We start from the raw sequence: 13,093 nt of genomic DNA, 5'->3' as shown, positions 1-13,093 counted from the left end.
AAAACGGCCAGCGCGTTTCTGGTTACTAGATTTGGAACTTGAAACCTTTTTGCCCCCCTGTCCGTAATCTCTTACAAGGCAAATCAAAAGGAGACTTCAGCAATGATCGAATTTTTTATGAAACAAAAGATGTTCTCGTTTAAAGATGCATTTCACATTTATGACCGGGATGAACAAGAGACATTCAAGGTCGAGGGCCGGTTCTTTTCGTTAGGGGACTCGCTGCAAATGACAGATTCATCCGGAAAAACACTCGTTTCCATAGAACAAAAAGTAATGTCTTTATTGCCGCGATATGTGATTTCAATTGGCGGGGAAACAGTTTGTGAGGTGACGAAGAGACTAACATTTTTCAAACCAAAATTTGAAATTTCTAAGCTTAACTGGGAAATTGACGGTGACTTGTGGAAGGATGAATTCCAGCTGACAGACGGGGAGAATGTCCGAATGTCAGTGAGTAAAAAGTGGCTCAGCTGGGGTGATTCCTATCATTTACAGATTGCAAACGAGGAAGATGTGCTGATTTGCACGGCCATCGCTATCGTGCTGGATATGGTATTATATGACGATGAAGATGAAAGTATTTTCTAAAAAGTGTTGACAATTCATGCAAAAATAATAATATTAAGATAATTGAAAATCCAATAAGAAGATTTACCTTATCAAGAGAGGTGGAGGGACTGGCCCTATGATACCCGGCAACCGCTGTTTTATACAGAATGGTGCTAAATCCTTAAGAACATCGCGTTCTTGCAGATGAGGCAGAGATTTGATCGTTCAAGCTCTTCCTTACACAAAGGAAGAGCTTTTTTATGCTCAACACATTTCAGAAAAGAGGCGAATGATATGGCTCAACAAGTAAACCTTGCAGCACAGAAATCAGAAAAACAGAAGAAAGCCCCTTTCCGCGCCGATCATGTCGGCAGTTTATTACGATCCGCCCCAGTAAAAGAGGCGCGGCAAAAACAAGCGGCAGGCGAGATCACAGCGGAACAGCTTCGTGATATAGAAAATCAAGAAATCACCCGCATTGTGGAAAAACAAAAAGAAATTGGACTCGATGTGGTAACAGACGGAGAATTCCGCCGTTCTTGGTGGCATTACGATTTCCTGGAAGGGCTCGACGGAGTGGAACCGTTCATCCCGGCTGAAGGAATTCAGTTCCATAACGCGAAAACAAAAGCACGCAGCATCAAAGTGACGGGAAAACTTGATTTTACGAGCCACCCAGCGCTTGCCGATTATCAATTTTTACATGAGATTGCCGGTGACGCGACACCAAAGCTGACGATTCCGAGCCCGAATATGCTGTTTTTCGGTGAAAAGGCGGATAAAGGGATTTATGACGATCAAGAGGAATACTTTCATGATCTGGCCCAAGCGTACAAAAAAGCAATTAAAGCCTTTTATGACGCTGGATGCCGCTATCTTCAGCTGGATGATACGTCATGGTCTCTTTTCTTTGAGGAAAAAGGCAGAGGGGTTGTCCGGGCGCTCGGCGGCGATCCAGAAACATTGCCTGCCTTGTTTGCCAAAACGATTAACGATGCAGTGGCAGACCGCCCTGATGATTTAGCAATCACGATGCACATTTGCCGCGGCAACTTCCGCTCGACTTGGGCCGCATCAGGAGGCTATGACGCTGTCGCGGAAACGATTCTTGACGGTTTAGACCTTGACGGCTTGTTCCTGGAATACGATGATGACCGCTCCGGAAACTTTGACCCGCTCCGTTTCGTGAAACGCAAGGATCTGCAAATTGTGCTTGGCTTGATCACATCGAAATACGGCGAGCTTGAGGACCCAGAGGATGTCAAACGCCGAATCAGCGAAGCTGCGCGCTTTGTCAGCTTAGATCAGCTTTGCTTGAGCCCGCAGTGCGGTTTCGCTTCAACAGAAGAAGGAAACCTTTTGACTGAGGAGCAGCAGTGGGCGAAGCTCCGTCATGTGGTCGACATTGCCAATGATGTGTGGAAATAATCTATCATTGACAGAAAAGAGAAATGTGTGAATAATAGATACTATCAGAAAATTTCATAAAAAGGTTTTCCTTATCAAGAGAGGTGGAGGGACTGGCCCTGCGATACCCGGCAACCGCTGTTTAACAGAATGGTGCTAAATCCTTTAGAGCAATGATTGCTCTTGAAGATAAGGTTGAGATTGTCACGCAAGCTCTTCCTTATCCAAAGGAAGAGCTTTTTTATATTCGAATGGAAAGAAGGAATGAACAACATGTCACAGCAAACAACACCCGCAGAACAAAAACAATTGCTTCAGAGAAAAAAAACGCCGTTTCGCGCGGATCAAGTCGGAAGCCTGCTGAGATCTGAGCCCGTCAAAAAAGCGCGGCTGCAAAAGGCAGCCGGCGAAATCACTGCCGAACAGCTTCGCCAGATTGAAAACGATGAAATCATCCGCATTGTGGAAAAACAAAAAGAAACCGGCCTGAACGTCGTGACAGACGGAGAATTCCGCAGAGCGTGGTGGCATTTTGATTTCCTTGAAAATCTGGATGGCGTTGAGCCGTTTATACCTGAACAAGGTATCCAGTTCCATAATGTGCAGACAAAAGCACGCGGCATCAAAGTGACAGGCGATATTGATTTCTCAAATCACCCAATGCTCGAAGATTACTCATTTTTACATGGCATCGCTGGTGATGCAACGCCAAAAATGACAATTCCGAGTCCGAATATGCTCTTTTTCCGCGGCAGATTGGAAAAGGATGCATACAAAAACGATTATGCTCTTTTCCAGCATGATGTATCAAAAGCGTATAAAAAAGCGATTCAAGCGTTTTATGACAGAGGCTGCCGCTACCTCCAGCTTGATGATACAGCATGGGCTGTTTTCTTATCTGAAAAAGGCTTGAAACAAGTGGAAGCATTCGGAACAACGCCTGATGAGCTTCGCCAGCTGTTTGCGAAGTCGATCAATGACGCAATTGCCGACCGTCCGGATGATATGACCATTACCATGCATATTTGCCGCGGCAACTTCCAGTCCACTTGGACAGCTGAAGGCGGTTATGATGCGGCGGCGGAAACCATTTTTGACGGCTTGAATCTGGACGGGCTTTTCTTAGAATATGATGATTCACGCTCAGGCGGATTCGAACCGCTCCGTTATGTGAAACGCTCTGATCTTCAGCTTGTCCTAGGCTTGGTGACATCTAAATTCGGTGAGCTTGAACATCCTGATGACGTGAAACGCCGTATCGAAGAGGCGTCCCGTTATGTCAGCCTAGATCAGTTGTGCCTGAGCCCGCAATGCGGATTCGCTTCGACTGAGGAAGGCAACAAGCTGACCGAAGAACAGCAATGGGCGAAGCTGCGCCATGTTGTTGAGATCGCTAACGATGTTTGGAAATAAGGAACAGAAAAACACACTTGATTCCCTGGCGGGGCAAGTGTGTTTTTTTATGCCTGCTCAATTTGATAGGCTTTGCATTTTTCATATAAGCTTGTTTTTCCTATGCCTAATAGCTTTGCTGCCTTTATTTTATTACCGTCTGCTGCGGCAAGCGCCTCGATGATCGCGTTTTTTTCCGCCTCAGCGATTGTCTCTTTTAATGGCTGTATAGATTGATATTCCCGGATTTTGATTGTTCTTTGGATGGGTTGATCTTCAGGAGTGAGATTCAGGTGTTTCGCTTCGATTCGTTTGCCGTCGAGGACGTTGACAGCCCGTTCCAGGACATTTTCCAATTCTCGTATGTTGCCCGGCCAAGAATAGCTCTGAAGCACTGCAATTGCTTCTTTAGAAAGCTCCAAGCCATCAAAGCCAAATTTCCGTTCAAGTTTTTTTAATAGAAGCCCCGCGATCGGCATTACATCCTCTATGCGCTCTCTTAAGGACGGGATTTGAATGTTGATCACATTCAGTCGGTAATAGAGGTCTTGCCGGAAGTCTCCTTCCCGGACCATTTCTTCGAGGTTTCGGTGTGTCGCCGCAATCACTCGTACATCTATTGGGACCGGGCTTCTTGCGCCGATCCGCTCTATCTCTTTCTCCTGCAGTACGCGAAGGATTTTGCTTTGCATATGCAGCGGCATATCACCTACCTCATCAAGGAAAATGGTTCCTTGATGCGCAAGTTCGAATTTTCCTTTTTTCCCGCCTTTTTTTGCCCCCGTAAAAGCGCCGTCTTCGTATCCGAACATTTCTGATTCAAACAAATGCTCTGGGATCGAGGCGCAGTTGACGCGCAGAAAGGGAGCATACCTGCGGCGGCTGTTCTGATGGATGGCGTGGGCAAACAGCTCTTTTCCCGTGCCTGATTCTCCTAAAAGCAAAACGGCCGATTGGCTGTCAGATACCCGTTCAGCCAGCCGTTTGGCTTCCATAAAGAGAGGGCTGTTTCCGATCAAGTCGCCAAAGTGGTATTTACTGAAAAGCTCTTTTTCGTATCTATTTTTGTAGTAATTGAGTTCATTGAGGAGGGGTTTAATTTTTCTTGAATAATCCATCCATTCCTGCGGATTGCGGAACATAACGGTTCCGACCGCTCCTACAAGCTGCCGGTTCACATAGAGCGGATACCGGTTGGCGATCATTTCGCTGCCGTTAATCGGATGAATAGCGGCAGCCTCTGTCCGCCCCGTCTTCGCCACGATGTGCATTCTCGAGTTTTCAATCACGTCCTGAACGGGTTTTCCTATCGCTTCTTCTTCTGTTTTTTTAAGAAAGTCACAGTACGCCTGATTGATATAGAGAATGTTCCCCTCATGATCAACCACAACAATACATTCCGCCGCAAGGTTGATGATTTCATCCAGCCATTCAAAGGGTAATTTTTTAATAGAATGTTTCATCTCCCTGTCGCTCCCGTCACATTTTGTAATCGCTTTCAACCTTATGATAAACGAGAGCCTCCTATGAATACAAGAATCTATTATTGAGCTGTGTAGCCTCCATCCAGCACGACCGCCTGCCCTGTGACGCCTTTCGCCTTTTCACTCGCCAAAAATACGGCATAATCAGCAATTTCTTTAACCGAGAGAAGACGCTTTTGCGGCACAAGCGGAAAAATCACCTCTTCCAGAACCGATTCATAGGGAACATGTCTTGTTTTAGAAAGATCGCTCAGCTGATTGCGGACAAGCTGTGTGTCCACATATCCCGGGCAGAGTGCATTCACCGTAATCCCGTGGGGCGCGCCTTCCAGCGCCCCCACCTTTGTCAGCCCAATGACGCCATGCTTTGCGCTGTTATAAGCGGCTTTTCCCGCAAACCCCACCAGTCCGTTCACAGACGCGATATTGATGATCCTGCCGAACTGCTGTTTTTTCATAAGGGGAAAGACATGTTTCATCGCGATGAATGGCGCGGTCAGCATGACGCGAATAAGCTGTTCAAACCGTTCTGTCGGAAACTCTTCAATCGGCGCGACATGCTGCATGCCTGCGTTATTCACCAAAGTATCTAAACGTCCGTATCGGGTCTTGATAGTATGGACGATATCAGCGATTTGCTCTTCCTTTGTTACGTCACATGGAATGCCCGTGGCGCTAAAGCCTTCCTCATTCAGCTTGGCGGCGGCCTCACCGCACGCTTTTGGATTTACATCTGAAATAATGACATCGGCGCCTTCCCGGGCGAACTCCTTTGCGATTTCAAATCCGATTCCGCCAGCTGCGCCTGTCACAAGAGCGACTTGTTTTTTCATGTTATACACCTTCCTGCTCAAGATTTTTGCCGGATGACTGACTGGCTTACGGCGAAGTCAGCTTCAGTTTTCTCATATACCTCTTCCAGCGTGACGCCGTCCTGGAGCTCAGTCAGTGTCATATGTCCATTATCAAAATCAAAAACAGCTAAATCAGTAATCAGCCGATGAACGACTTTCTGTCCTGTCAGCGGGAGGGAGCATTGTTTTTTCACCTTCGATTCCCCATGTTTATTGACGTGCTCCATGATGACGACGATTCGCTTTGCCCCGTTGACCAAGTCCATAGCGCCGCCCATTCCCTTCACCATTTTCCCCGGAATCATCCAGTTCGCCAAATCCCCTTGCTCAGAAACCTCCATACCCCCAAGGATGGCCAGGTCGATATGCCCGCCTCGTATCATCGCAAAGGATTCCGCGCTGTCAAAATAGGATGCGCCTGTTACGGCGGTGATCGTTTCTTTCCCCGCATTGATCAGATCCGGGTCTTCCGTTCCTTCCAGCGGATACGGGCCGATCCCGAGCAAACCGTTTTCTGATTGAAGCATCACATGCACGCCCTCCGGTATCTCATTTGCGGCAAGTGTCGGCATCCCTATCCCAAGATTGACGTTCATACCGTCTTTTATTTCCTTTACAGCACGTTTGACCATTCGTTTTCTGGCTTCCTTCATTGTGCCGCCTCCTTTCCCTTCGCTTGCTGAACAGTTCGTTTTTCAATCCGCTTTTCATGTGTGCCGAGCACAACATGCTGAACGTAAATGCCAGGCGTGTGGATGTGGTCGGGATCGAGCTCTCCCGCCTCAACAATTTCTTCTGCCTCGGCAATTGTGACCTTTCCCGCCATGGCGGCAACCGGATTGAAGTTTCTTGCCGTTTTCCGAAAAACTAAATTTCCCATGCTGTCCGCTTTCCACGCTTTTACAATGGCGACGTCCCCAGTAATTCCTTTTTCTAACACATATGTGCGTCCGTCAAAGGTTTTATGCTCTTTCCCGTCAGCGATGGTGGTTCCGACGCCTGTGGCTGTATAAAATCCCGGTATGCCTGCTCCTCCTGCTCGGATTCTTTCAGCGAGCGTCCCTTGGGGAACCAATTCCACTTCAAATTCTCCGCTTAAAAATTGCTTTTCAAAAATTTTGTTTTCGCCGACGTAGGAGGCGATCATTTTTTTGATTTGCTTGTTTGCCAGCAGCAGGCCAAGCCCCCAATCATCAACTCCGCAATTATTGCTGACGACGGTTAAATCTTTTACCCCTTTATCCCTTATCGCCAGAATGAGCTGCTCGGGAATTCCGCACAGGCCGAATCCGCCCGCGATCAGTGTATCCCCCTCCCGAATGAGTTCTGCGGCTTCCTTACTCGATGACAGCACTTTTCCCATATCTGATTCCCCTTTCGTTTTGTCCTATACAAGGCCCGTCAAACTGTAAATCGCGATAATCACAAATACGGCGGCGGTTTTGATGAGAGTAATCGCAAAAATATCCCGATACGATTGGCGATGGGTCAGACCCGTCACAGCCAGCAGGGTGATCACCGCCCCATTATGCGGAAGCGTATCCATGCCTCCTGACGCCATCGAAATGACCCGGTGCATCACTTCAGGCGGTATGTGATAGGTCTGAATCGCTTTCAAATATTGATCAGACATCGCGCTTAACGCGATTCCCATTCCCCCTGAGGCCGATCCGGTGATCCCTGCCAGCGTTGTTGTCGTCACAGCTCCGTTTACAAGAGGATCCGTAAACGTATGTGAAATGCCGCTGCTCAGCTTATGAAACCCCGGCAGCGCAGCAATGATGCCGCCGAAACCATACTCGGCGCCTGTATTCATCGATGCAAGCAAAGCGCCGCCGATCCCTTCATTCAGCCCTTCCTTTAGCTGTTCAAACACTTTTCTCCAATCAAACAGAATGGTTGCGATGATTCCGATCAGGAGGGCCAGCTCCACTGACCAAATGGCAACCGCGGTTGAGATATCAAGTTTTCCGAACTCTCCCAATCCTATGGCGGAAAAATCAAATTCATTCGGATACCACTTGGGAAGGAACGTGGTAAAACATTTATTCATCACACCAACGAGAATAAGAGGAACAAAAGCGAGTGCGTGCCGGACCTTACTTGTGTCAGGCTCTAAGACCGTGGGGCTTTGTTCCGGGGCAAGATCAGATGGCTCACGCGCGGCAGAAATCTCCGATTGAAAACCGGCGTAGCCTTCGCCCGTTTTCTCTGCTTTTTTGCGCCTCGATTCCAAGTAGAACATACCCGCCGCCAGCACAAACACCGCACCGATCATACCAAGCCAAGGGGCGGCGTAAATGTCTGTTTTGAAAAACGTCGTAGGAATTACATTTTGGATTTGCGGTGTACCCGGCAGTGCGTCCATTGTAAAGGTAAATGCCCCGAGAGCAATCGTTCCCGGTATGAGGCGCTTCGGGATGTCAGCTTCTTTGAACATATTTTTCGCAAAGGGGTATACAGCAAAGACGACAACAAACAGGCTGACTCCGCTGTACGTTAAAATGGCGCCCATCAATACGATAGCGAGTGTTGCTCGTTTCGCCCCAACCAGTCTGACAATAGTCTTCGCAATGGAAGCCGCCAAGCCGGACATCTCGACAACCTTTCCGAAAATGGCGCCAAGCAGAAATACTGGAAAGTACAGCTTAATAAACCCCGCCATCTTTTCCATAAATATGGTTGAGAAAAAAGGAAGCACAAAGCTTGGATCTGTCAGCAGCACAGCAAATAAGGCGCAAATCGGAGCAAACAAAATGACTGAAAATCCCCGATAGGCGACAAACATCAGCAAACCCAAAGCCAAAAGAATAATAATAATGTCCACAAACATCCCTCTTTTCCGCTTGTCTGAGAAAAGGAAAGCGTTTACAAAATATCCCCTCCCTTTCCGTCATTTCTAATGCAAGTTCTGTGCCAGTTGCCAGAACACCATTTCAAGCCTTTCCCTTTCCATATTTACGGAAAATGCGAGATAACTATTCCAATCCGGTGGAAATTTCCGTTTTTGCGGAAAACAAGAAAGGAAAGCTCCTTTTGGGAGCTTTCCTCTTTCACTCATTTCGTTCCGATTAATACATCGACATCAACTGTCAGCTGAGCCGATTCCATTTTTCGAAACTGGCTGATGTTTTCAGCCGATGCGGACCAGGCTAACGGTGTCATGTTCAGAAGCCATTCTATGCCTTGCTGATGAAGCGTTTTGGTATAGCGCAGCCTCATCAGATGATCGAGCTGAAAATGTGTTGTAAAGCGCTCAATTGCAGGTGTATTGGAATAGGTTCGTCTTTCTGAATCTGCGTATAAAACCCGCCTTAGTTCTGTTAAATAATCCTTTTGAGGAACAACCTTTATAACCAAACCATCTTTTTTCAGCAGTCTGTGAAACTCTGCATAATTTGAAGGTGAGAAAATCGATAGAATGACATCAAATTGCCGGTCTTGAAAGGGCGCATTAGCTACATCAGCTACGGCCCACAGCTTTCCGCCACTATTTTTTGAAGCCCGTAAAATGCCATCCTTGGCAATATCAATCCCAATTCCGTGAACTGTTTTCTTCTCTTGAAGCAGATCGCAAACCGCTTTCAAGTGGGTCCCCTCACCGCATCCGCAGTCTAAAATGGTTAACGTCTCTTTTTCAGACTTCCGGTCACTGACCAAGTCAGCTATTGCCTGATGAAGCGGTGCAAAAAAATGATACTCTGCCATCAGCCGGCTTCTTGCTTCGAAAAGCCCCGCCCGATAGCTGCTTTTGACCGGCTTTGTCAGGAAATTTACGTACCCATGCCGGGATATATCAAACGTGTGCCCGCTCGTTAAACAAATCAAACTTTTCCATGATGTGACTTTCATAGAAGAATCGCAAATCGGGCATCGAAATTGAGAGACAAATTGATTCATATAAGCAGCATGCTTCTTTATGTTTGACACAAAAAACACCTCATTCATTCGTTTTTAAATAAATGAAAAAGGCATAGACAAATAAACCTGGTCCTATCTCACTTTTTGGCCAGGTCTGGAAAGTCGTCTATACCTGTCATTATCTATAACGAATGAATTGAATAATCATAAAAAAGAACTCCTTTTTGCTGCATAGAGGGTTTCCCCGCTATTATGATACAACAATCATCCAGGAATAGGAACCAGATTCTCACCGAGAGGCGGCTCCCCGAACTCCTCACTGTTCAGAAGGTCAATTAATAAGCAGACTGCAATCTTCCTTCTTTCTCTAACTGAATGAATTGATCAGCATCAGGAAAATCCTCTTTACGAACGGACCGGATTTCAGTTTGCAGCCGGGTATCAATCAATCCGGGATACAGCTGATCCGCCTGCTCCAGACTGATGCTTTTAGAAAATGAATTCAGCCCCGCTTTTGACGTGCTGCAGCAGCTTTGTGAAGGCAGCAGATATTTAGCTGGAAGCTGACGAGATCTTCATGATGCGCTTATCCGTTTTGATGTGCTTTGTGCGCTTCATAAAATGGAGGTGATCACCATAGGTGCAATTGATCTGCAGGTATTTGTATCATCTCCTCCGTTTCATATTGTTTGATCAGCCTTTGATTAGGCTGCCTTGACATACAGTACAGCCGATGGTCAGCATGTATTCATTTCTTCACCAATTCCTCTTGACGTGCCTGTGATGATGAAATGCTTCATTCCTGGTCACAATTTCAGCATAGCAATCCAATATGATTTTCCTTTATTTTCTCGACTTCGAAATATAAATTTATTATTTTGAAAATAGTTAAAAAGGTTGATTTTCAAAAAGTGAAAGGATAAAATACTGCTATCATCTTAGAAAAAAGACATTCTTGTATATAATCAGTAATAAGGTCTGATTGTTTCTACCTAGTAACCGTAAAAAACTAGACTACAAGAAAGTTTGAATAAATTTGAACGAGTTGAAAAGGACAAGTTCTTTTCTGTTTGCTCTTATTTTTCACACTTTCTGCGCTTCCAGAATTTGTGAAGGATAAGGGCTTTTTTCATTTCCATAATAAACCTCATAGGAGTTGCTATCATGTACTTTTTATTAAACCTTGTCGGTCTCATTGTGATTATGGCAGTTGTGTTCCTATGCTCCCCGCAGAAAAAGAAAATCCAGTGGCGTCCGATTATTACGTTAATTGTTTTGGAGCTTTTGATTACTTGGTTTATGCTGGGAACAAAAGTCGGCAGCTGGGCCATCGGACAAATTGGAAATTTCTTCACTTGGCTGATTGCTTGTGCCAGTGACGGGATCGCGTTTGCCTTCCCTTCTGTGATGGCAAATGAAACGGTAGACTTTTTCTTCAGCGCACTTCTTCCAATTATTTTCATCGTCACATTCTTTGACATCTTAACATATTTCGGCATTTTGCCATGGCTGATTGATAAAATCGGCTGGGTGATCTCAAAGGCTTCCCGCTTGCCGAAATTAGAAAGCTTTTTCTCTATTCAAATGATGTTCTTGGGAAATACAGAAGCTCTGGCAGTCATTCGCCAGCAGCTCACAGTATTAAACAACAACCGCCTGCTCACATTCGGCTTAATGAGCATGAGCAGCATCAGCGGCTCCATTATTGGATCTTACCTGTCAATGGTGCCGGCGACATACGTGTTTACAGCGATTCCTTTAAACTGCTTAAACGCGCTGATTATCGCAAACCTGCTGAATCCTGTCCATGTGCCGGAGGATGAAGACATCATTTATACGCCGCCTAAAGAAGAGAAGAAAGACTTTTTCTCTACGATTTCTAACAGTATGCTTGTCGGCATGAACATGGTGATCGTTATTTTGGCAATGGTGATTGGATATGTGGCGTTAACGTCAGCAGTCAATGGCATTCTTGGTGTTTTCGTACACGGCCTGACCATCCAGACGATTTTTGCTTATCTCTTCAGTCCGTTCGCATTTCTGCTTGGGCTGCCGGTACACGACGCGATGTATGTCGCTCAGCTGATGGGAATGAAATTGGCGACGAACGAGTTTGTTGCGATGCTTGACTTGAAAAACAATCTGAAAACACTACCGCCTCACACAGTTGCGGTAGCGACGACATTCCTGACGTCATTTGCCAACTTTAGTACAGTCGGCATGATTTACGGAACGTATAACTCGATCCTTGACGGCGAAAAGTCAACCGTGATCGGGAGAAACGTGTGGAAGCTGCTCGTCAGCGGAATTGCGGTATCTTTACTAAGTGCTGCGATTGTCGGCCTGTTTGTGTGGTAGAAACATTGAGCCATATCCCTTTTACGGATATGGCTCTTTTGATTATTGATAAATAGAGGAAGGCACCTGCACATCCCGGATTCCGGCTGCATATGGTCCTAAGTCATATTGGCCGAAGACGATGGCGATCCCGTTTTTCGTAAAGTAAAACGTTGTGTCTTGGTTAAGGGTAATATCCTCTTTCTTTACATCAGGGAAAAACAGCGTGTCATGTTTTTTGATATAGCTGTATAGGTAATCTTTCGTTTTGCTGACTTTTGTTTTGGTATTCAGAATCTGATTCAGTGTCACCCGCTTTTGTGTTTTCAAATCATAGTTGAAGGACTGAACAGACGTTAAACCATGGGCGCCGCCTGAATAGATATAATTGAGCGTTTGAATGCTAAGCTTGCCCGCCGCATTATATTTGACGCTGAAGGATGTTTGATATTCCGCGTTGAATCCCTGCTGTTCGCCTGCTTTTTTGTTTTTCAGGTATTCCTGATACGATTGTTCAATATAGGCTTTCAGCTCTTGATTGATGTTCTTTTCAAACGCGGCATTCCCGATGTGATGCACCTGAGGATACTTTAATTCCTTGATCTTTTTGTACGTATGGCTGCTGACAGTCGGCGTTTTCGCTTGAACCGCTTTTAAAGATGGGGCCGCATATGCAAACACACTAAAAAGCAAAACAGCAGCAGCTACCGCGAATTTCATCATTTTGTTCCATTTCATACAATCTCCTCCTTTTTGATCTTCTTTGTTTATCATTCCCTTTTTTCTGCAACGCACACTTTTATAGACTGATGAAGTGAAAAGAAGTTTCTAGGTCTATCTGCTCGATTTTCTCCAATAAAAAAGAGACAATATATTGTCTCTTTTTTACTATTTACGCCCAGCAATCACTTCGTGAACCGCTTGTGCTAAATCAATATTCCCAAACATCTCCAACACCGCGATGACGGTCTGGTCAGGTATGTGCTCTGACTCGTTCTTCGGCACAATCAGTTCTTCCACTGTTTTTTTCAGGCTTTCATTCAGCTTTTGCTGCGGATATGCTTTGGCATATAGCTCCAACGGATCAAGATCATGGTTCACACACCATTGGGCGAACACTAATATCATCATATTTTCGTCGCGCTCGTAAGCCTCTGCGAGCTGTTTTTCGTTCATATGTCATGCTCCTTATGAAAAGTATCTTCC

General features: G+C 45.8%; 12 protein-coding genes and 3 riboswitches. Of the genes, 4 read left to right on the top strand and 8 right to left on the bottom strand.

Features of this window, described 5'->3' with window-relative positions; all coding sequences use genetic code 11:
• Window positions 1-102 precede the first annotated feature (102 nt).
• From MTN95_RS09125 to MTN95_RS09115, 3 genes are all read left to right on the top strand, one after another.
• On the top strand, window positions 103-591 hold the full coding sequence (locus tag MTN95_RS09125) for an LURP-one-related/scramblase family protein (protein WP_105991009.1): 489 nt from the start codon (window positions 103-105) through the stop codon (window positions 589-591).
• Between the two features lie 65 nt (window positions 592-656).
• Window positions 657-763, top strand: a riboswitch (SAM riboswitch).
• An 83-nt stretch (window positions 764-846) separates the two neighbouring features.
• On the top strand, window positions 847-1,980 hold the full coding sequence (locus MTN95_RS09120; RefSeq protein WP_202853292.1) for a 5-methyltetrahydropteroyltriglutamate--homocysteine S-methyltransferase: 1,134 nt from the start codon (window positions 847-849) through the stop codon (window positions 1,978-1,980).
• A gap of 68 nt (window positions 1,981-2,048) precedes the next feature.
• Window positions 2,049-2,155, top strand: a riboswitch (SAM riboswitch).
• A 77-nt stretch (window positions 2,156-2,232) separates the two neighbouring features.
• The gene (locus tag MTN95_RS09115) at window positions 2,233-3,372 is read left to right on the top strand and encodes a 5-methyltetrahydropteroyltriglutamate--homocysteine S-methyltransferase (protein ID WP_248337890.1); all 1,140 of its coding nucleotides are present in this window, start codon (window positions 2,233-2,235) and stop codon (window positions 3,370-3,372) included.
• A gap of 47 nt (window positions 3,373-3,419) precedes the next feature.
• Here the strand turns inward: MTN95_RS09115 and MTN95_RS09110 are convergent, their stop codons facing one another.
• From MTN95_RS09110 to MTN95_RS09085, 6 genes are all read right to left on the bottom strand, one after another.
• Window positions 3,420-4,814 carry a sigma-54 interaction domain-containing protein gene (locus MTN95_RS09110; protein WP_248337889.1) on the bottom strand — a complete coding sequence of 465 codons (1,395 nt, stop codon included), beginning with the start codon at window positions 4,812-4,814 and terminating at the stop codon, window positions 3,420-3,422.
• A gap of 80 nt (window positions 4,815-4,894) precedes the next feature.
• On the bottom strand, window positions 4,895-5,668 hold the full coding sequence (locus tag MTN95_RS09105; RefSeq protein ID WP_248337887.1) for a 3-hydroxybutyrate dehydrogenase: 774 nt from the start codon (window positions 5,666-5,668) through the stop codon (window positions 4,895-4,897).
• 17 nt (window positions 5,669-5,685) lie between these two features.
• Window positions 5,686-6,342, bottom strand: coding sequence for a CoA transferase subunit B (locus tag MTN95_RS09100; protein WP_248337885.1), 657 nt, complete (start codon window positions 6,340-6,342; stop codon window positions 5,686-5,688).
• Window positions 6,339-7,052, bottom strand: coding sequence for a CoA transferase subunit A (locus MTN95_RS09095; RefSeq protein WP_248337883.1), 714 nt, complete (start codon window positions 7,050-7,052; stop codon window positions 6,339-6,341). The genes MTN95_RS09100 and MTN95_RS09095 overlap by 4 nt, the downstream gene beginning before the upstream one ends.
• A 24-nt stretch (window positions 7,053-7,076) precedes the next feature.
• Entirely contained in the window at window positions 7,077-8,516 is a 1,440-nt protein-coding gene (locus tag MTN95_RS09090; RefSeq protein ID WP_105954507.1) for a GntP family permease, read from the bottom strand.
• A 230-nt stretch (window positions 8,517-8,746) separates the two neighbouring features.
• Entirely contained in the window at window positions 8,747-9,589 is an 843-nt protein-coding gene (locus MTN95_RS09085; protein WP_248337927.1) for a methyltransferase domain-containing protein, read from the bottom strand.
• An 896-nt stretch (window positions 9,590-10,485) separates the two neighbouring features.
• Window positions 10,486-10,587: riboswitch (purine riboswitch) on the top strand.
• A 127-nt stretch (window positions 10,588-10,714) separates the two neighbouring features.
• On the opposite strand from MTN95_RS09085, the gene MTN95_RS09080 reads away from it, so the two are divergent.
• The gene (locus tag MTN95_RS09080) at window positions 10,715-11,908 is read left to right on the top strand and encodes a NupC/NupG family nucleoside CNT transporter (protein WP_044160027.1); all 1,194 of its coding nucleotides are present in this window, start codon (window positions 10,715-10,717) and stop codon (window positions 11,906-11,908) included.
• A gap of 42 nt (window positions 11,909-11,950) precedes the next feature.
• Here MTN95_RS09080 and MTN95_RS09075 read toward each other — a convergent pair whose 3' ends face one another.
• Both MTN95_RS09075 and MTN95_RS09070 read right to left on the bottom strand, forming a co-directional pair.
• A complete protein-coding gene (locus MTN95_RS09075; RefSeq protein ID WP_248337880.1) occupies window positions 11,951-12,625 on the bottom strand; it encodes a DUF3298 and DUF4163 domain-containing protein in 675 nt (224 codons plus the stop codon).
• A gap of 150 nt (window positions 12,626-12,775) precedes the next feature.
• Window positions 12,776-13,063 carry a hypothetical protein gene (locus tag MTN95_RS09070; protein WP_044160029.1) on the bottom strand — a complete coding sequence of 96 codons (288 nt, stop codon included), beginning with the start codon at window positions 13,061-13,063 and terminating at the stop codon, window positions 12,776-12,778.
• Between the last annotated feature and the right edge of the window lie 30 nt (window positions 13,064-13,093).

Source organism: Bacillus sp. 2CMS4F (genome assembly GCF_023161785.1).
Lineage (GTDB): Bacteria > Bacillota > Bacilli > Bacillales > Bacillaceae > Bacillus > Bacillus halotolerans.
This window is presented reverse-complemented; position numbering and strand designations above follow the sequence as displayed.

Coding starts and splice junctions, on each gene's coding strand:
- MTN95_RS09125 (WP_105991009.1), top strand. CDS start 103: ATGATCGAATTTTTTATGAAACAAAAGATGTTCTCGTTTAAAGATGCA.
- MTN95_RS09085 (WP_248337927.1), bottom strand. CDS start 9,589: ATGAATCAATTTGTCTCTCAATTTCGATGCCCGATTTGCGATTCTTCT.
- MTN95_RS09105 (WP_248337887.1), bottom strand. CDS start 5,668: ATGAAAAAACAAGTCGCTCTTGTGACAGGCGCAGCTGGCGGAATCGGA.
- MTN95_RS09095 (WP_248337883.1), bottom strand. CDS start 7,052: ATGGGAAAAGTGCTGTCATCGAGTAAGGAAGCCGCAGAACTCATTCGG.
- MTN95_RS09110 (WP_248337889.1), bottom strand. CDS start 4,814: ATGAAACATTCTATTAAAAAATTACCCTTTGAATGGCTGGATGAAATC.
- MTN95_RS09080 (WP_044160027.1), top strand. CDS start 10,715: ATGTACTTTTTATTAAACCTTGTCGGTCTCATTGTGATTATGGCAGTT.
- MTN95_RS09070 (WP_044160029.1), bottom strand. CDS start 13,063: ATGAACGAAAAACAGCTCGCAGAGGCTTACGAGCGCGACGAAAATATG.
- MTN95_RS09120 (WP_202853292.1), top strand. CDS start 847: ATGGCTCAACAAGTAAACCTTGCAGCACAGAAATCAGAAAAACAGAAG.
- MTN95_RS09115 (WP_248337890.1), top strand. CDS start 2,233: ATGTCACAGCAAACAACACCCGCAGAACAAAAACAATTGCTTCAGAGA.
- MTN95_RS09100 (WP_248337885.1), bottom strand. CDS start 6,342: ATGAAGGAAGCCAGAAAACGAATGGTCAAACGTGCTGTAAAGGAAATA.
- MTN95_RS09075 (WP_248337880.1), bottom strand. CDS start 12,625: ATGAAATGGAACAAAATGATGAAATTCGCGGTAGCTGCTGCTGTTTTG.